The organism is Salinifilum ghardaiensis, assembly GCF_054491345.1.
On the sequence record NZ_CM137101.1, the window covers coordinates 3,221,147 to 3,238,071 of the forward strand.

17 protein-coding genes and 1 pseudogene are annotated in these 16,925 nt (G+C 71.7%); 11 read left to right on the forward strand and 7 right to left on the reverse strand.

Features of this window, described 5'->3' with window-relative positions:
* Window position 1: 1 nt before the first annotated feature.
* The gene (locus ACVGV0_RS14610; protein ID WP_459156232.1) at window positions 2-613 is read left to right on the forward strand and encodes a TetR family transcriptional regulator; all 612 of its coding nucleotides are present in this window, start codon (window positions 2-4) and stop codon (window positions 611-613) included.
* The gene (locus ACVGV0_RS14615) at window positions 597-2,228 is read left to right on the forward strand and encodes an acyl-CoA dehydrogenase family protein (RefSeq protein ID WP_459156233.1); all 1,632 of its coding nucleotides are present in this window, start codon (window positions 597-599) and stop codon (window positions 2,226-2,228) included. Before ACVGV0_RS14610 ends, ACVGV0_RS14615 begins: the two co-directional genes overlap by 17 nt.
* Before the next feature lie 43 nt (window positions 2,229-2,271).
* Here the strand turns inward: ACVGV0_RS14615 and ACVGV0_RS14620 are convergent, their stop codons facing one another.
* Window positions 2,272-3,864, reverse strand: coding sequence for a peptide chain release factor 3 (locus ACVGV0_RS14620; protein WP_459156234.1), 1,593 nt, complete (start codon window positions 3,862-3,864; stop codon window positions 2,272-2,274).
* Window positions 3,865-4,259: 395 nt separating this feature from the next.
* Here ACVGV0_RS14620 and ACVGV0_RS14625 point away from each other — a divergent pair, with 395 nt between their 5' ends.
* Window positions 4,260-5,216 carry an ADP-ribosylglycohydrolase family protein gene (locus tag ACVGV0_RS14625; RefSeq protein WP_459156235.1) on the forward strand — a complete coding sequence of 319 codons (957 nt, stop codon included), beginning with the start codon at window positions 4,260-4,262 and terminating at the stop codon, window positions 5,214-5,216.
* 70 nt (window positions 5,217-5,286) lie between these two features.
* Complete coding sequence (locus ACVGV0_RS14630; RefSeq protein ID WP_459156236.1) at window positions 5,287-5,904, forward strand: DUF6962 family protein; 618 nt, start codon at window positions 5,287-5,289, stop codon at window positions 5,902-5,904.
* 81 nt (window positions 5,905-5,985) lie between these two features.
* On the opposite strand, the gene ACVGV0_RS14635 is transcribed toward ACVGV0_RS14630, so the two are convergent.
* Window positions 5,986-6,360, reverse strand: coding sequence for a MerR family transcriptional regulator (locus tag ACVGV0_RS14635; protein WP_459156237.1), 375 nt, complete (start codon window positions 6,358-6,360; stop codon window positions 5,986-5,988).
* A 159-nt stretch (window positions 6,361-6,519) separates the two neighbouring features.
* Between ACVGV0_RS14635 and ACVGV0_RS14640 the strand changes: the two genes are divergently transcribed.
* Window positions 6,520-6,747 (forward strand): DUF2795 domain-containing protein, encoded by a 228-nt coding sequence (locus ACVGV0_RS14640; protein WP_459156238.1) that lies wholly within the window; start codon window positions 6,520-6,522, stop codon window positions 6,745-6,747.
* Between the two features lie 52 nt (window positions 6,748-6,799).
* Window positions 6,800-8,956, forward strand: coding sequence for a HelD family protein (locus tag ACVGV0_RS14645; protein ID WP_459156239.1), 2,157 nt, complete (start codon window positions 6,800-6,802; stop codon window positions 8,954-8,956).
* 174 nt (window positions 8,957-9,130) lie between these two features.
* Here the strand turns inward: ACVGV0_RS14645 and ACVGV0_RS14650 are convergent, their stop codons facing one another.
* Window positions 9,131-10,342 carry an APC family permease gene (locus ACVGV0_RS14650; protein WP_459160018.1) on the reverse strand — a complete coding sequence of 404 codons (1,212 nt, stop codon included), beginning with the start codon at window positions 10,340-10,342 and terminating at the stop codon, window positions 9,131-9,133.
* Window positions 10,343-10,434: 92 nt separating this feature from the next.
* On the reverse strand, window positions 10,435-10,761 hold the full coding sequence (locus ACVGV0_RS14655; protein ID WP_459156240.1) for a PadR family transcriptional regulator: 327 nt from the start codon (window positions 10,759-10,761) through the stop codon (window positions 10,435-10,437).
* A gap of 199 nt (window positions 10,762-10,960) precedes the next feature.
* On the opposite strand from ACVGV0_RS14655, the gene ACVGV0_RS14660 reads away from it, so the two are divergent.
* The 5 genes and pseudogenes from ACVGV0_RS14660 (at window position 10,961) to ACVGV0_RS14680 (ending at window position 12,938) form a co-directional block, all read left to right on the forward strand.
* Window positions 10,961-11,224, forward strand: a complete 264-nt coding sequence (locus tag ACVGV0_RS14660; protein WP_459156241.1) for a hypothetical protein — start codon at window positions 10,961-10,963, stop codon at window positions 11,222-11,224.
* Window positions 11,225-11,483: 259 nt separating this feature from the next.
* Complete coding sequence (locus ACVGV0_RS14665) at window positions 11,484-11,852, forward strand: ArsR/SmtB family transcription factor (protein WP_459156242.1); 369 nt, start codon at window positions 11,484-11,486, stop codon at window positions 11,850-11,852.
* Between the two features lie 72 nt (window positions 11,853-11,924).
* Window positions 11,925-12,149, forward strand: a pseudogene (locus ACVGV0_RS14670) (three-helix bundle dimerization domain-containing protein); the annotation flags it as partial.
* A gap of 33 nt (window positions 12,150-12,182) precedes the next feature.
* A complete protein-coding gene (locus ACVGV0_RS14675) occupies window positions 12,183-12,596 on the forward strand; it encodes an arsenate reductase ArsC (RefSeq protein WP_459160019.1) in 414 nt (137 codons plus the stop codon).
* A 75-nt stretch (window positions 12,597-12,671) separates the two neighbouring features.
* Complete coding sequence (locus tag ACVGV0_RS14680) at window positions 12,672-12,938, forward strand: YdeI/OmpD-associated family protein (protein WP_459156243.1); 267 nt, start codon at window positions 12,672-12,674, stop codon at window positions 12,936-12,938.
* 169 nt (window positions 12,939-13,107) lie between these two features.
* On the opposite strand, the gene ACVGV0_RS14685 is transcribed toward ACVGV0_RS14680, so the two are convergent.
* From ACVGV0_RS14685 to ACVGV0_RS14695, 3 genes are all read right to left on the reverse strand, one after another.
* Complete coding sequence (locus ACVGV0_RS14685; RefSeq protein WP_459156244.1) at window positions 13,108-13,758, reverse strand: hypothetical protein; 651 nt, start codon at window positions 13,756-13,758, stop codon at window positions 13,108-13,110.
* Window positions 13,759-14,046: 288 nt separating this feature from the next.
* Complete coding sequence (locus ACVGV0_RS14690; protein WP_459156245.1) at window positions 14,047-15,741, reverse strand: BCCT family transporter; 1,695 nt, start codon at window positions 15,739-15,741, stop codon at window positions 14,047-14,049.
* Window positions 15,742-16,685: 944 nt separating this feature from the next.
* Window positions 16,686-16,907 (reverse strand): hypothetical protein, encoded by a 222-nt coding sequence (locus ACVGV0_RS14695; RefSeq protein ID WP_459156246.1) that lies wholly within the window; start codon window positions 16,905-16,907, stop codon window positions 16,686-16,688.
* Window positions 16,908-16,925 lie beyond the last annotated feature (18 nt).

Sequence of the window (16,925 nt, forward strand, 5' to 3'; positions counted from 1 at the left end):
CATGCCGTACCGGCGCACCCCGGCCGTGCAGGCCCGGATGGACGCGCAGCGCGCGGCCGTGCTCGACGCGGCCGTGTCGCTGCTGGCCGAGCGGGGGTACGCGGGCTGCTCGATGGCCGCGGTCGCGGCGCGGGCCGGGATCGCCACGGGCAGCGTGTACCGCCACTTCCCCAGCAAGGCCGAGTTGGCCGCCGAGCTGTTCCGGACCGTGGTCTCCCGCGAGGTGGCAGCGGTGTCGGAGGCGGCGCGGCGGCCGGGTGATCCCGCCGAGCGGATCGTCGCGGTCGTGGAGACGTTCGCGCGCCGGGCGATGAAGGCGCCGCGGCTGGCGTACGCGCTGCTGGCCGAGCCGGTCGATCCGGCCGTGGACGCCGAGCGCCTGGTGTTCCGCCGGGCGTTCCGGGACGTGTTCGCCGAGCACATCGCCGAAGGCGTGGCCCGCGGCGAACTGCCCCGGCAGGATCCGCAGATCACCGCGTCGGCACTGGTCGGCGCCGGCGCCGAGGCGCTGGTCGGCCCGCTGTCCGGGGGCGCCGGCGGCCCGGACGCTGTTCCCGCACTGGTCACCTTCACGCTGCGAGCCCTGGGAGTTCCCGATGCCGACGACGCATGAGGTCGCGAATCAAGCCCCGCCGTTGCAGGACTACGACGTCGCCGCCGATGCGGCGCTGCTGGAGGGGCTGCGGCGCGAGGGCGCCGGGTGGGCCGAGCCCGAGCTGCGCGAACTCGGCGAGCTGGCGGGCAGCGCGCGGGTGCAGGAGTGGGCGCGGCTGGTCGAGCAGAACCCGCCCGCGCTGCACACGCACGACCGGTTCGGCCACCGCGTCGACGAGGTCGAGTTCCACCCGCACTGGCACGACCTCATGTCCGCGGCGGTGTCGCGCGGCGTGCACGCCGCCCCGTGGCAGCAGGGGGGCACGGGTGCGCACGTGGCCAGGGCCGCGAAGATGTACGTCTGGGGCCAGACCGATCCCGGCCACATCTGCCCGATCTCGATGACGTACGCGGCCGTGCCGGCGCTGCGCGCCACGCCCGCGCTGGCCGAGGTGTACGAGCCGCTGCTCGCCTCGCCGGTGTACGACTTCGGGCTGCGCGAACCGTCCGGCAAGAGCGGGCTGATCGCCGGGATGTCGATGACGGAGAAGCAGGGCGGCTCCGACGTCCGCGCCAACACGACCGCGGCCGTTCCCGCCGGCGACGGCAGCTACGCGCTCACCGGGCACAAGTGGTTCACGTCGGCGCCGATGTCGGACGTCTTCCTCACGCTGGCCCAGGCGCCGGGCGGGCTCTCGTGCTTCCTGCTCCCGCGCGTGCTCCCGGACGGCGGACGCAACCCGATCCACCTGCAGCGGTTGAAGGAGAAGCTCGGCAACCGGTCCAACGCGTCCGCGGAGGTCGAGTACGACCAGGCCCGCGGCTGGCTGGTCGGCGAGGAGGGTCGCGGGGTGGCCACGATCATCCGGATGGTCAACATGACCCGCCTGGACTGCGTCCTCGGCTCCGCCGCGGGCATGCGCCTGGGCGCCGTGCGGGCGGTGCACCACGCCGCGCACCGCCGGGCCTTCGGCGATCGGCTGCTCGACCAGCCGTTGATGGTCAACGTGCTGGCCGATCTCGCGATCGAGTCGGAAGCGGCGACGGTGGCGGCGATGCGCCTGGCCGGCGCCGTCGACCGCGCCACCGCCGGTGACACCGGGGAGGAGCACTTCCGGCGCGTCGGGCTGGCGGTGACGAAGTACTGGGTGTGCAAGCGCGGCCCCGCCCACGCGGCGGAGGCCCTGGAGTGCCTGGGCGGGAACGGCTACGTCGAGGAGTCCGGCATGCCGCGCCTGTACCGGGAGTCGCCCCTGGCGTCGATCTGGGAAGGTTCCGGCAACGTCGCGGCGCTGGACTGCCTGCGCGCCATGGGGAAGCAACCGGACTCCGTGGACGCGTTCTTCGCCGAGGTCGAGCGCGCCGCGGGCGCCGACGCGCGGCTGGACCGGGCGATTTCGCGGCTGCACCGGGAAATCGGCGATCTCGCCGACGCGCAGTACCGGGCTCGGCGCGTCGTGGAGCTGATGGCGCTGGTGCTGCAGGGATCGCTGCTGCACCAGCACGGCGATCCGGCGGTCGCCGACGCGTTCTGCGCGTCCCGCTTGGACGGCGACCGGGGCGCGGCGTTCGGAACTCTTCCGTCCGGTGTGGACAGCAAGGCCGTCCTCGCCCGGGTGGACCCGCACCGCTGACCGGTACCGGCCGCACCCGCGGGAGGGCGGTGCGCGGTAGGAGCTACTCCGCGGTGCCGAGGACGTGCTGCAGGTCCAGTTCGGGGCGCAGCCGCAGCAGCGAGCGCAGCGCGATGTGTTCGGTGAACACGGCCAGGAGCGAGCCGTCCCGGCGCTGGAGGACTTCGCTGTTGCGGGTCTGCAGCTGCGGCCGCTGCTGCGGGTCGCCGAGGAGGCGCACCACGTGGTAGGGCAGCCGTTCCAGTTTGACCGGCGCGCGGAACTCGCCCTCCATCCGCTGGGTGGCCACGTCGAACTGCATCGGGCCGACCGCGGCCAGCACCGGTGCGCCCTGCCCCCGCTCCTCGGAGTGCAGCACCTGCACCACGCCCTCCTGGGCCAGCTGCTCGATACCGCGGCGGAACTGCTTCGAACGGCCGGGGTCGGTCGCGCGGGCCACGGCGAAGTGCTCCGGCGTGAAGCTCGGGATGCCGGGGAACTCCACCGCCGGCTTGCCGCTGTGGAGCGTGTCGCCCACGCCCAGGGCGGAGGCGTTGACCAGGCCGACGACGTCGCCGGGGTAGGCCGTCTCCACGGTGTCGCGCTGCTGCCCGAAGACCTGCTGGGCGTACTTCGTGGCGAACGGTCTGCCGGTGGCCGCGTGCGTGGCGGTCATGCCGCGGCGGAACTCCCCGGAGCACACGCGGGCGAAGGCCACGCGGTCGCGGTGCGCCGGGTCCATGCCGGTCTGCACCTTGAACACGAACGCCGAGAACGGCTCCTCCACGCGCCGGACACCGCCGCGGGCGTCCTCCCGCGGCCCCGGGGCGGGCGCCAGCCGCACCAGCAGGTCCAGCAGCTGCCCCACGCCGAAGTTGCGCACGGCCGAGCCGAACAGCACCGGTGTCGCCGAGGCCTCGTGGAACGCGGCGGCGTCCAGATCGCCGCCGTCGGCCGAGAGCAGCTCCGCCTCCTCGACCGCCTGCTGCCACTCCGCGCCGACCTCGACCGCTGCCCGCTCCGGGTCCAACCGGCGTTCCGCAGCGAGGTGGGCACCGGCCGCCTGGCGCTCGTAACCGATGAACTCGCCGCTCTGCCGGTCCAGCACACCGCGGAACTCCCCGGCGATGCCGACGGGCCAGGTCAGCGGCATCGGCCGCAGCCCGATCTTCGCGCGCAGCTCGTCGCACAGCTCCAGCGCCTCGCGGCCGGGCCGGTCCCACTTGTTGATGAACGTGATCACCGGGATGCCGCGGTGTCGGCACACGTCGAACAGCTTCAGCGTCTGCGGCTCCAGCCCCTTGGCCGCGTCCAGCAGCATCACCGCCGAGTCCACCGCCGCCAGCACGCGGTAGGTGTCCTCGGAGAAGTCGGCGTGGCCGGGGGTGTCCAGCAGGTTGATCACGCTGCCGCCGTAGTCGAACTGCAACGCCGCCGAGGTGATCGAAATCCCCCGGGTGCGCTCCATGTCCAGCCAGTCGGAGACCACACCGCGCCGCCCGGCCTTGCCGTGCACCGCGCCGGCCTCGGAGATCACCCGCGCGTGCAGCGCCAGCGCCTCGGTCAGCGTCGACTTGCCCGCGTCCGGGTGGCTGATCACGGCGAACGTCCGGCGCCGCGCCGCCTCCCGCGCCGGATCGGCCTCCGCCGCGCTCATGAGAACTCCCCTCGCTCCTTCGCCAGCTTTCACGCGTCCGACCGGTGACGTGCGGGGTACACCCGACGTGGCGGCACCGGTACCAGCCGGTGCGCTCGCCCCGCTCGGACGATCCGGGTGCCCGCACGAAAATAACACTTACGTTAGGGTAGTTTTCGAAGCAGGCAGCGATCCCGCGTCGGCCTGCCGTTCGATGCTGACGGCATCGCGGGCACCGCACGCCGGGGACGCGATGTCGCGGCACCAGGCGCGGTCGCCGACGACCGCGCTGCACCCCGTCCGCCGACCTCGGAACTGCCGCGTCGGCTTCCCGCGCCGCGAGCGCGGCCGTGATCGTCCGCTGCATCGCTGTGCGACCTCGAACGAGCACCGGCACGCAGACAGGAGAGCAGAGCATGATGACACCGGAGGCACCCTCCCAGAACGCCGCCAAGGCGCGCGGGCTCCTGCTCGGCGTCGCCGTCGGCGATGCCCTGGGGGCCGCGTTCGAAGGACAGCTCAGCGTCGATGCTGAGCACCTCGCCCAGCACGAGCGGGGCACGACGCAGCTGCACTACACCGACGACACCGCGTTGACGCTGGTGCTGGCACGGCACCTCACCGAGCGCCGCGGCCTGCTCCCGGTCGACGAGGACGTGCTGGCCACCGAAATGGCCCGCGAATACCAGCGGGAACCCGGGCGCGGCTACGGCCCGGGCGTCCGCGAGACCTTCGAGCGCATCCTCACCGGTGTGCCGTGGCAGGAGGCCGCCGCGGCCAGCTTCGCCGGGCAGGGCTCCTACGGCAACGGCGCGGCCATGCGCGCGGCCCCCATCGCCCTGGTCGCCGCCAGCCCCGCGCACGCCGCCGAACTCGCCCGCCGCAGCGCCGGGGTGACCCACGCCCACCCCGAAGGGCAGCACGGCGCCGCGCTGCAGGCGTGCGCGGCGCTGCTGGCGCTGAACAGCGACCCCCGCAAGCCGCTCGACAGGCACACCTTCCTCGCGCACCTCGCCCGCGCGATCGAGCACGCCGACTGGCGGGCGCAGCTGGACACCGTCGGCAGCTTGCTCGACGACGCCGCACCGGCCGCGGCCGCCGAACACCTCGGCAACGACGCCCGCGCCCGCACGTCGGTGCCCCTGGCCCTGCTGGCGTTCCTGCAGCACCCCGACCACCCCGCCGAGGCGATCCGCTACGCCGTCCTCGCCGGCGGCGACACGGACACGACCGCGTCGATGGCCGCGGCGTTGAGCGCGGGACGCACCGGCGTGCACGCACTGCCCGCCGAGTGGATCGACCGGCTGGAGGACGCGACCGAAATCAGCGAGCTCGCCGACGTCCTCGCGGCACGCATGCCCCCGTCCCAGTGATCCGAACGTTCGGCGACGAACGGGTCGGCCGAGGCCCGTTGCCGCGGTCGGCCCGGGAAGGACCGCGCGCATGGACCCGGCGCCTGCCATCACCGACCTGCTCCTGGGCAGCACGATCCTGGCCTGCGCCGGGTTGCTGCTGCGCGTGCCCGCGCTGGACCGCGCCTGGCACCTGACGTTCTGGTTCGCGGGAGCGAGCGCCCTCGCCGGTGCCCTGCACCACGGGCTGTTCCACGCGGAAGCGAGCTGGACCGCCGTCGGCGTCCTCATCGTCATCGCGCTGTCGTACCTGCTCGCGGCCTCGTCCCGGCAGGTCCTCGGCCGGCGGGGAACCAGGATCGTCCTCGGGGTGCGCACCGCGGGGCTGCTCGCGTACGCGGTCGCCATCGCAGCGGGCGAGGCCGACCTCGCGGTGCTGCTCGTGGCCGAGAGCCTGACGATGGCGAGCATCCTCGCGCTGTGGATCCACGCCGCCCACCAACGCCACCCCATGGCGCGGTCCATGATCGTCGCGATCGGCGCCAACGGGCTCGCGGGGATCGTGTTCGCCCTCCCCGACTCCGCGACCGCCGCGTCCGGACTCGACACCACCTCGTTGTCCCACCTCGCGCAGATCCCGGGCTTCCTCCTCCTGTACCGGGCCGTGGCGCGCGGGGGGCAGGCGGGAAAGCTCCACGAGACCTCGTGACGAACGCCGCACGGCGGCCCCGGCGCACGTCCGGTCGCCTCGCGGGTCGCACGTCCGGGCGCGCCGCGGAGGTGCACGTGATCAGGAAGCCGCCGAGCGGTCGCGCAGCGCCGCAGCGAACTCCTCGGCGATCCGCAGCTGTTCGCGCAGGTTCCTGCACTGCTGCTCGGCCCTGTCCTGGAACTCCTGCAACCGGTGCTGCTGCGCCGGAGCGTTCCCGTCGGCGCTCTCGAGGATCGCCAGCAGTTCGCGCATCTCGTCGAGCTGCAGGCGCAGCGGCTTCATCTGCTTGATCAGTTCCAGCCGGGCGATGTCGGATTCGGAATACAGCCGGAAACCGCCCTGACTCCGCGCACTGGGCACGACCAGATCCACCTCCTCGTAGTAGCGGATCGTGCGCAGCGACAGGTTCGTGCGCTCAGCCACCTCACCGATCTGCACGTGCTCGCTGGTCATCGCTTCCTTCCTGGCCACCGCTCATCGGCACCACCGCTCATCGGCTCCACCGGCCAGCCGGTGCGCCGAACGCCCGCCGCTGCCCGCGTCGACGCCGCTCGCCGAGGCGTGCCGCACACCCCGCAGACCCTACACTGACGTAAAGGTATTGTTCGGGGCGTGGAACACGAGCAGACCTACTCCCCGGTGACCCGACTCGAGATCCTCGACGCCATCGAGGGCGCGTTCACCGCGCCGCCCGTGACCAAGTCCGAGATCCTCACCAGCGCCGAGGACACCGGAGCGCGCCCCGAGCTCGTCGCAGCGCTGCAGGAGCTGCCGGACGAGTCCTACACCGACGTGCGCGACCTGTGGGAGCACCTCCCCCGCATTCCGGTCGACGCGTGAGCCCGCGCCCCGCGCCGAACTGGTCCCGCGAAGCATCCACCCGGAGACGGCATTGACGGACGCGCAGACACGAGACGAAGAGCACGAGCGCCAGCACCTGGCCGAGATGGTGCGCCGGCTCGAAGCGGAGCTGGAGCAGCTGACCGGGTACCTCGACGAGTCCGCCCGCTCCATCGAGGAGCGCAAGCAGCACCTGTGGGAAAACCTGCGCGACATGGACTTCGCCGAGAAGGCCCACTTCCGCCACGAGGTGGACCTGTCCATCCGCTCGGCCGAGCACGCGGACGTGCGGCGCAAGCGCGTCGAGCGGCTCCTGCAGTCCCCCTACTTCGGGCGCGTGGACTTCCGCACGAGCGGTGACGCGGAGGCGCAGGCGCACTACATCGGGGTGCACAACTTCTCCGACTCCGCGACCCAGCAGATCCTGATCCACGACTGGCGGGCTCCGGTCTCCAGCCTCTTCTACGACTTCGAGACGGGTCAGGCGCACTTCGCAACCCCCGAGGGCACCGTCAGCGGCGAGATCACGAGCAAGCGCCAGTACAAGATCCAGGGCGGGCACCTGGAGTACATGTTCGACAGCGCGCTGAACATCAGCGACGACGTCCTGCAGCGGGAGCTGGGCCAGTCCGCCGACGACAGGATGAAGAACATCGTGGCGACCATCCAGCGCGAGCAGAACGCCGTGATCCGCAACGACACGGCGCAGGTGCTGATCCTGCAGGGCGTGGCGGGCTCCGGGAAGACGTCGATCGCCCTGCACCGGGTGGCCTTCCTGCTCTACCGCTTCAAGGACACCCTCTCCTCCGACAACGTCATGATCCTCTCCCCCAACAAGGTCTTCGGCGACTACATCGCCGACGTGCTCCCCGACCTGGGCGAGGACCAGATCGCGGAGACCGATTTCAACAGGATCGCCGACGCGTTCCTCGCGAAGGTCACCGACTACGAGAAGTTCAGCGAGCAGGTGGTCAAGCTGATCGACCGCGTCGACGACGCGGCGGCCGAGCGCATGCGCTACAAGGCCACCCCCGAGTTCGTCACCGAGCTCGACGCGTGGATCACCGCGCGCGCCGACGAGGAGTTCACCCCCGGGGAGATCAAGCAGAAGTACCACCGCCTCTCGGCCGAGTGGGCCGCGGAGACCTTCGCCGAGGCGCGGAACCTCCCGCTCTTCACGCGGCTCGACCACCTGGCCAACCGCGCCGTCCACCTGCTCAAGCAGCAAGTCCGGGACCGGGGGCACAAGTGGACCGCGAGCGACACCTCCGGCGTCCGCCGGCAGGTCCGCGCCATGTTCCCGCACAAGGACGCCTTCGCGCTGTACAAGGCGTTCTACTCCGACCCCGCCCGCCGCGGCATGTTCCGGCCGCTCGGGCGGAAGAAGATCGAGCACGCCGACGTGTTCCCGCTCATCTACACCATGATCAAGACGTCCCGGCAGGAGCACTACGGCCACATCCGCCACCTCCTCGTCGACGAGATGCAGGACTACACGCCCGTGCAGTACGCCGTGCTGCGCGAGCTCTTCTCCTGCACGATGACGATCTTGGGCGACTCCAACCAGTCGGTGAACCCGTTCAGCTCCTCGTCCGCGGCGACGATCCGCGGCATCTTCCCGGAGGCCGACTGCCTGGAGCTGTGCAAGAGCTACCGCTCCACGACCGAGATCATGGATTTCGTCCAGGGCATCTCCCGCAACGACAAGCTCGTCCCGCTCGAGCGCCACGGGCGGCCGCCCCAGGTCACCGCCTGCGCGGACCAGCGCAGCGAACGTGGGCGGATCCTGGACCTGATCGAGCAGCACAACAACGGCGAGCACCGCTCGCTCGGCATCGTCTGCAAGACCGTCGCGCAGGCGCGGGAGCTCCACCACGCCCTGGCCGCGGCCGGTGTCGAGCTGACCTTCCTCGACTACGACAGCACGGCGTTCGCCGGCGGCATCGTCATCACCTCGGCGCACATCGCCAAGGGGTTGGAGTTCGACGCCGTGATCGTCCCGCAGGTGGACGCGGAGAACTACGCCGACGAGATGGACCGGTGCATGCTCTACATCGCGTGCACCCGGGCCATGCACGAGCTCCACCTGACCCGCGCGGGGGAGCTCTCGCGTTTCCTGGAGTTCACCCGGGAACCCGAGGACCGCGTTCGCGCCGACGAGGCGGACTCGGCGGAGAGCGGCGATCGCGCGGCCGCACGAGCGGGGTGACGCCGGCGGGCAGGTCCCGCCGGCGAGCGCGGAACCGACCCGAACCCGCGCTCGTCCCCGCCGGACGGCACCGGTGCGCCTGAAGCGGCGGGGCGAACGGGGCAGCTCCAGCACGCCTCGCGACCCGCGCACGCCCCCGGCCCGCGCGGACCGCTACCCCGGGCGGTTCCCCGCTCATCCGTCCGCGAGGGCCCCGCCCCGGCGCCGGGAAACGCCGCGGAGGAGTGCGCGCCCTCCGATCCCGGCGGCGAGCACGACGACCCCGGCGATGATCGAGCTCGCGGGCAGGGAGACGGCGAGCACGAGGCAGCCGAGCAGGCCGAGGACGGTCAGCCACCGGGGGACGTGCCGCTGGTGCGGCGGGAGGGTGAAGGCGGAGGCGTTGGCGATCGCGTAGTAGACGAGCACGCCGAACGAGGAGAAACCGATCGCTCCCCGCAGGTCCAGGGTCAGCACCAGCACGCACACGACCGCACCGAGGAGGAGCTCGGCGCGGTGCGGCACGTGGTGGCGCGGGTGGACCGCGGAGAGCCAACCGGGCAGGTCGCGGTGGCGGGCCATGGCCAGCGTGGTGCGCCCGATGCCGGTGATCAACGCGAGCAGCGCGCCGAGGCTGGCCACGGCCGCACCCGCGCTGGCCGCCGGCGCCAGCCCGGCGAGGTCGCCCGCGCGCACGGCGTCGACCAGCGGTGCGGTGGAGGCGGCCAGCGGCTCCGGGCCCACCGACAGCAGCGCACCGACCCCGAGGACGGCGTAGAGGGCGAGGGCGACGACGAGCGCCAGCGGGATGGCGCGGGGGATGGTGCGCCGGGGATCGCGCACTTCCTCGCCCATCGTCGCGATGCGCGCGTACCCGGCGAAGGCGAAGAACAGCAGGCCCGCGGCCTGCAGCACGCCGAGGACCCCGCCGCCGGTCCACGACTCGAGCGAGCCGAGGTGGGCGGTGTCGACCTGCCCGCCCGCGAAGATGCCGATCGCCACGACGGCCAGCGCGGCGAGGGTGAGGGCCAGCAGGATCCGCGCCAGCCGGGCGGTCTTGGTGACGCCGAAGTAGTTGACCGCGGTGAGCGCGATCACGGCTGCTGCGGCGAGCGGTTCGGCGTGCTCGCTGGTGAGGTAGCTGGCGAAGGTCAGAGCCATGGCCGCGCAGGAGGCCGTCTTGCCGATGACGAAGCCCCAGCCGGCGGTGAAGCCCCACCAGTGGCCGAGGCGTTCGCGGCCGTAGACGTAGGTCCCGCCGGACCGGGGGTACTGCGCGGCGAGCGCGGCCGAACTGCTGGCGTTGCAGTAGGCCACGACCCCGGCCACGGCGAGGCCGATGAGCAGCCCCGTGCCGGCCGCCGCGGCCGCCGGTGCGAACGCGGCGAACACTCCGGCACCGATCATGGACGACAGCCCGATGATCACCGCGTCCCCGGTGCCGAGGCGGCGCGCGAGGCCGCTCGGCACTGCGCCGCCGTGGCGGTGGTCGGTATCACTCACTCCGCAACTTCTCCTTCGCCGGGGTGGAGGACTTCGCCGGCCATCTCGGCGACCACCGCGCGCAGCTGCTGCAACGCCTCCCGGCCCGTCTCGGTGATGACGTAGACGCGGCGGACGCGCCCCTCGACGAGCCGGGACGCCGAGGCGAGGAAACCGGCGGTTTCCATCCGGTGCAGCAGGGGGTACAGCGTGCCGGGCGAGATCGGGTACCCGTGGTGCGCCAGCTCCTCGGCCATCCACGCCCCGTAGATCTCGTGCTCGGCCGCGTGGTGCAGCACGTGCACCGGCACCGCCCCCCGCAGGAACTCCCGCACCAAATCCATATCCCCGCACGATATCGGCGCCGCCGCGGAGCGGAACGGCGCAGTGCCGGCATCATCGTGCAGCGGCGCGGAACGCTTCACTCTCCCATCGAACGCCGATATCGTGACACGATGTCGGACCACGACACAACTGGAGCGAGCACCGTTGTCCACCAACCCGCCGCTGCACGACCGGAGCGATGCGGACGGAGGTCGAGGCATGTCCGACCGGGCACCGCGCACCGCAACACCGACCGGCGTCGCGATCCAGCTCGCACGCGTGCACGCGGGGCTCGACGAGGAGCGCCAGGTGTGCTCCGACGACCGCAGCCGGGCCCAGACCGAGGGGGCGAGGAACGGCGTCCTGCTGGCACTGCGGCTGCTCGCGTCCGTCCCCGGGGTACCCGACCTCACCGACGAACACCGCTCCGGCGAAACGCACACCCACGGCACCTCCGCCGCACCGCCGTTCCCCCAGCAGTGAGCCGAGGGCGCCGCGGACCGGATGCTCCCCGCTGAAGGGCGGCGCCGGAGAAGCCGCGGGGCGTCTCGGCGGGGGAACGGGCCCTGTCGACACATCGACCGGTACCGATGAATCAACACTCGTCGATGCGGTGGTCATCCCCGGGTCGCCGACCGGGCGCACCGGAAACGCGACTCGTCGCTTCAGCCCTGCTCATCTGCTGCGCGCACCACCGGAGGCCTGATTGACCACCGCTCCCGTCGAATGATTGCATCGAAGCATGCTGATGCAAGCTGAGACGGCAGCCGCGGGTGGCGCACCGCAGGATCCCGCCACCGACGGGCCGCTGGGCTTCGCCGAGTTGATGGTGAAGCTCTTCGGCGACTCCCTGCGCGCCGAGATCGTGCGCCTGCTCGCCCGCGAGCAGATGTGCACCTGCCACCTGGTCGACGACACCGGGGCGCGGCAGTCGACCATCAGCCACCACCTGCGGATCCTGCGCGAGGCGGGATTCGTCGCCGCCGAACCGCACGGGCGCTACACCTACTACAGGCTGCGCACCGAGACCCTGAGCGAGATGACCGCAGGCCTCGCGAACCTCACGGCGCAGGCGCACCAGGCCCAAGCGGCCCGCCGTCCGTGCGCTTGATCAGCAGGTGAGCTGCATCGGCACAGGCCGACGTGAACGAATGCTCCAGGGAACGATCTTCAGGCGGCTGTCATGTCCGAAACCTCCCACCACGACGCCGAGGAGTACCGGTTGGCCGCTCCGCACGTGGCCGAGCTCCTCGACCGCGCCACCACCGACCTGCATCCCCGGTTCCGCGGGATCTTCGCCCCGGAAACCATCCGCGCCGTGCTCGATGCGGCCTACGCCGAGCTCAACGACACCGCGCGCGTGCACACCCACCTCGTCACGCTCGCCACGCGCTACGCGCGCGAGCACCTCGCCCTGATCGCCGAGAACCGAGGAGTCCCCGTGTCCGGAACCCCCGAAGTGCTGTTCGTCTGCGTGCACAACGCCGGGCGCTCGCAGATGGCCGCCGCCCTGCTGGCCCACCGCGCCCGGGGCCGGGTCGCCGTCCGCTCCGCGGGCACGGCACCGGCCGACGCGGTCAACCCCGCCGTCGTCGCGGTCATGGACGAGCTCGGCATCGACGTCTCGCAGGAGGTCCCCGAGAAGCTGACCACCGGCGCGGTGGAGGCCTCCGACGTCGTCATCACCATGGGCTGCGGTGACGCCTGCCCCGTCTTCCCCGGCAGGCGCTACCTCGACTGGGAGCTCGACGACCCCGCCGGCAAGACCGCCGAGCAGATCCGCCCCATCCGCGACGACATCGACAGCCGCGTCCGCGACCTGCTCGCCGAACTGACCGGGGAGCTCGCGCAGTGACCGGCTGTCCCGCGGCCATCGACACCGGAGGGCGATGGGTGGGGCGAACTCGGTTCCGTCGACTACCATGACTCCATGAGTGGCCACCGAGTTCCCGGCGGGGTGGTGCACGAGCTGCCCGCGGACCTGCACGAGGCGCTGATCACCAACACCACGGCGCTCGATGCCTGGCAGGACATCACGCCCCTGGCCCGCAACGAGTTCATCTGCTGGGTCGAGGACGCCAAGCAGGAGACGACCCGGCAACGCCGCATTCGCCGGGCCCAGGAGGAGTTGGCAGAAGGCCAGCGCCGGCCCTGCTGCTGGCCGGGGTGCGAGCACCGCGAGCGCACCGGCGGGTAACGGCCGGCGCACCACCGTCCCCGCCACGGCCCGCAGGAGGGGCGGTGGCGGTGGTGCGTGCGCCGCTGCTCGACGCCGAGCAGCGGCCGATCAGCTGGCGATGGTGCAACCCCGGCCAGCAGCCGGTCGCAGCCCTGGCCCCGACCGCCGAGCCGGCAGCTCAGCGACATCAGACGTACGCGCAGCTCGCGTACACGGGTTCGCTCGGGACGGGGGAATTCCCGTGCTCCGGCGCGGTGCAGCCGGTGCGCACGAACTTCCCCTCGAATTCGAGGTAGGTCTCCCAGTACTGGGGTGCTGCGGCGTAGTTGGGTTCGTACGTGCTCCGGCGCAGCACCACGTCGGCGCGCCCGTTGCCGTCGAGGGAGGCCAGCGCAGCCCCCGGCGCTGCACCGACGATGTCGTCAGTGGTCTCGATGCCGCCCTCAGCGGTGAGGAAGACCGACTTCGCACCGCTGCTGTGCGCGCCGGTGGTGTAGGTGATCGCGCACCGCTGCGCGTCGCCTTCCCACCCGCACGAGCCCTGCTCCACGCGCTCGTCGTCGAACCTCGCGGTGTCGCGCAGCTCCCCGCCGATGTAGTAGGCCAGCACGCTGTACCGCGAGGACTCGGACGGAGCGGCGCGCCACCCTTCGACGTGCGCCCCGTATCCCACCTGGTGGCTGAAGACCTGCTCGCACCCCGTTTCACATCCCGGGGGTGCTCCGGCCGGACCGGCCTGCGCCTCCGCCGCCGCGGGGGCGGCGAGACCGACCGGTGGTGCCGCGAGCGCCACCGCGGCCAGGGTTCCGATGGAAAACCTCGAGCGCCGTGCAGACATTGCCAACCTCCCTGCAGGTGTGTGATTCCCCGCGGGGGACGTCCCCGCCCACCCCGGGGTTGCTCCAGGAACCTGCGCGGAGGCGAAGTCGTCGAGGCGGAACCTGCTCGGCGGCGGTCGGGAGGTCGAGGAGCGGCACCTGCGCCGCGGCGCGGCAGCGGCGGGGGCAGGCCCCGAACGCTCGGATCGCGCTGGATTTTCGCCGGGGTTGTCACTGTCCCGGGCGGGGAGGACCGGCCACCGGCGTTCGCGCGCACGCCGGTGGCCGGTCCTCGCGTCACGGCGGAGTCAGGTCAGCTCACCGTCGGAACGATCCGACGCGCCGATCGCCGTGACCTCCTCGTGGTGTCCCGTCGCGGAGGCCGCGCGGCGCAACATCCCTTCGCGCTGCCCGTCCTCGGGCGCCGACCACGGCACCTCCCCGTTCGGGTGGGAGTTCTGCTCCTCCTCGTGGGAGGAGTGCTCCTCGGCACCGGGTCCGTGCTCCTTCGAGAGGGTTTTGTAGAAGGAGACGCAGACGACGACCAGGATGATCGCGAACGGTGTCCCGGTGAGCACCGAGGCCTGCTGGAGCGCGCCGAGACCGCCGGAGAGCAGCAGGACTCCCGAGACACCGACCAGCAGGAGTCCCCACAGGAGTCGGATCCAGGTCTGGGGGTTCGGCGAGCCGCCGGTGGACAGCTCGCTCAGCACGACGGTGCCGGAGTCCGCGCTGGCGACGAAGAACATCCACAGCAGCACCAGCGTGATGATCGAGAGGAGAACGGGCAGCGGGTACTCCTGGATGAAGACGAACATCCCGGCCGCCGGGCTCTGCTGCACGGTCTGGGCGATGTCGGAGGCCTGCCCGCCACGGGCCAGCTGCAGCGCCGCACCGCCGAACACGGCGATCCAGATCGTGCTGAGCACGCTCGGGACGAGGACGGTGGCCCCGACGAACTCGCGGATGCTGCGTCCGCGGGAGATCCGGGCCATGAACAGCCCCACGTACGGCGCCCAGGCGATCCACCAGGACCAGTAGAAGACGGTCCAGCTCCCCATCCACTCCGCGTGCGGGTCGAACGCGTCCAACCGGAAGCTCATCGGGAGGATGTTGGTCAGGTAGTTGCCGATGCCCTCGGTGAAGACGTTGAGCTGCGTGACGGTCGGTCCGACGACGAAGTAGAACACGAGCAGCAGCGGAGCGACGAGCATGCTGATGCTCGCGAGCCACTTGATGCCGTGCTCGATCCGCGTCGAGGCCGAGATCATGAACGCCGCAGCGGTGACCCCCATGACCGCGAGCTGCGCGAACGCGCCCGTGGGAACCCCGAACGTTTCACCGAGCCCCGCTGTGAGCTGCAGCCCGGCCTGCCCCAGGGCCACGGCGATGCCGAACACCACCGCCAGCACGGCCAAGGTGTCGATCACCTTGCCCGCGGGACCGTCGACGCGGTCGCCGATCAGCGGGCGGAAAATGGCGCTGAGCAGACCTTTCTCACCCTTGCGGTGGCTGAAGTAGGCCACGGCCAAGCCGGCGGTGGCATAGATGGCCCAGGGGTGCAGCGCCCAGTGGAAGAAGGTGTACTGAATCGCCACCCCGGCGGCCCCGTCCGACCCGGGCGGGGCGAGGCCGAAGGGAACGTTCACGTAGTGCGACAGCGGTTCGGCCAGACCCCAGAAGATGATGGCGGGCCCCATCCCCGCCTGGAACATCATGGCGAACCACGCCGGACGGCTGAACTCCGGCTTGTCCTGCGGCTTCCCGAGCTTGACCCGCCCGTACCTGCTCACCCCCAGGTAGACGACGAACACCAGAAGGACGTTCGCCGCGAGCAGGAAGAACCAGCTCAGATTCGCCACCACTCCGTTGAACAGCCGGGTGGTGACGGCCTCGAAGTTCCTCGGTGCCGCCACACCCCACAGGACGACCAACGCCGTCACCGCCACGGAGACGGGTAAGACCGCTCTGCTCGTCGTCTGCCTCGTCTTTGGAATTTGCATGGAAACCACGATCTTCTCGGATTGGAGACGTGCGGGATCGGCGAACACCGCTGATGACACGGGGCGCGGCGCCCGATGCGCGCAGCAGAATCGTCGTTGGCCCGCTGCGAATTCCGCGCTCCCGGGCGGAAAAGTGGACGACTTCAGGGGTCAATCCACTCCGGACTCGCCGCAATGCGATTCGACTGCGGTCCTCATCGACTCGTTCGAAGAATCAACGCCAGCTGTTTCCGGGGACACGTGCGCGTCGTCGCGCACTCCGCCCGCCAGGGTCGACCTCGCTGGGCGGTGTTCGATGCTGCACGCCGCAGGAACGGTGCTGAAATCCGGTTCAGCACGAGGGGCGGGCAGGGGAGTTCGCCGGTGAGCTCCCCGCCTTCGGGATGAGTTCTCGGTGCACGGCACCTCCGCGGGCCTCGTCGACGTGCCTTTCGAACTCGGCGCGGTCTCCGGCCAAGCCCAGTGGACCGCCCCGGAGACGAAAGGGGTCCGACGAGCGCCGGAGGGGACATCCGGCCGCGCGGACTCGATTCTGGTGCGACCTCCCTGGTCGAAGTGGTTGCTCCTGACTTGGAGGGAGAAGCTAGCACAGCCCATGTACATCTGTACATGCCTGATCTTGCGCTGCGGCATCGCGCACGCCCCGCGGAAAGCCGAACCGACCGAACCCGCCAGTTCCCGACATGCGCGCTTCGCACCGCGCGCAAGGCCTGCTCGTCGTGACGTCCGACACGGTTGGCACCCGCCGCCCCGGCTCGCTCGCGACCGCCCGCCTCGGCGTGGTACCTGCCGAGCCGGCAGCAGTCGGCCCACCGCCGATCCGGCCGGGCAGGACGACTCCGAGTGCGCTGAGTTGCCGGTGCGGGCCGTGTGGCTCCGCCGCACCCGCCCGGCGCAGGTGTGCAGGGCGAGTGCGAGCCCCCAACCGACGGAGGGCGCCGACGTCAGCACCCACCAGTCCGGGCACCGCGCAGCTGACCCCGTCCGGGCAGGACCAGCTCCCACCGCCGCTCCCCGGGACTCCGGTCGGACAACGCGTGCGTGGCCCGCAACAGCGCCACGGTGACCAGCGCGCCCGCCACCCCGGCAGGCACCGCCAGCACGGCCGCGATCAGGTACCGCCTCCCCAGCTCGCCCGATCCCCACGCACGTCGTTCGACAGGCATGGCACCACTCCATCACTC

Coding starts and splice junctions, on each gene's coding strand:
- ACVGV0_RS14620 (WP_459156234.1), bottom strand. CDS start 3,864: ATGAGCGCGGCGGAGGCCGATCCGGCGCGGGAGGCGGCGCGGCGCCGG.
- ACVGV0_RS14650 (WP_459160018.1), bottom strand. CDS start 10,342: ATGATCGGTGCCGGAGTGTTCGCCGCGTTCGCACCGGCGGCCGCGGCG.
- ACVGV0_RS14660 (WP_459156241.1), top strand. CDS start 10,961: ATGTCCGACCGGGCACCGCGCACCGCAACACCGACCGGCGTCGCGATC.
- ACVGV0_RS14695 (WP_459156246.1), bottom strand. CDS start 16,907: ATGCCTGTCGAACGACGTGCGTGGGGATCGGGCGAGCTGGGGAGGCGG.
- ACVGV0_RS14685 (WP_459156244.1), bottom strand. CDS start 13,758: ATGTCTGCACGGCGCTCGAGGTTTTCCATCGGAACCCTGGCCGCGGTG.
- ACVGV0_RS14665 (WP_459156242.1), top strand. CDS start 11,484: ATGCTGATGCAAGCTGAGACGGCAGCCGCGGGTGGCGCACCGCAGGAT.
- ACVGV0_RS14680 (WP_459156243.1), top strand. CDS start 12,672: ATGAGTGGCCACCGAGTTCCCGGCGGGGTGGTGCACGAGCTGCCCGCG.
- ACVGV0_RS14630 (WP_459156236.1), top strand. CDS start 5,287: ATGGACCCGGCGCCTGCCATCACCGACCTGCTCCTGGGCAGCACGATC.
- ACVGV0_RS14610 (WP_459156232.1), top strand. CDS start 2: ATGCCGTACCGGCGCACCCCGGCCGTGCAGGCCCGGATGGACGCGCAG.
- ACVGV0_RS14635 (WP_459156237.1), bottom strand. CDS start 6,360: ATGACCAGCGAGCACGTGCAGATCGGTGAGGTGGCTGAGCGCACGAAC.
- ACVGV0_RS14615 (WP_459156233.1), top strand. CDS start 597: ATGCCGACGACGCATGAGGTCGCGAATCAAGCCCCGCCGTTGCAGGAC.
- ACVGV0_RS14690 (WP_459156245.1), bottom strand. CDS start 15,741: ATGCAAATTCCAAAGACGAGGCAGACGACGAGCAGAGCGGTCTTACCC.
- ACVGV0_RS14655 (WP_459156240.1), bottom strand. CDS start 10,761: ATGGATTTGGTGCGGGAGTTCCTGCGGGGGGCGGTGCCGGTGCACGTG.
- ACVGV0_RS14625 (WP_459156235.1), top strand. CDS start 4,260: ATGATGACACCGGAGGCACCCTCCCAGAACGCCGCCAAGGCGCGCGGG.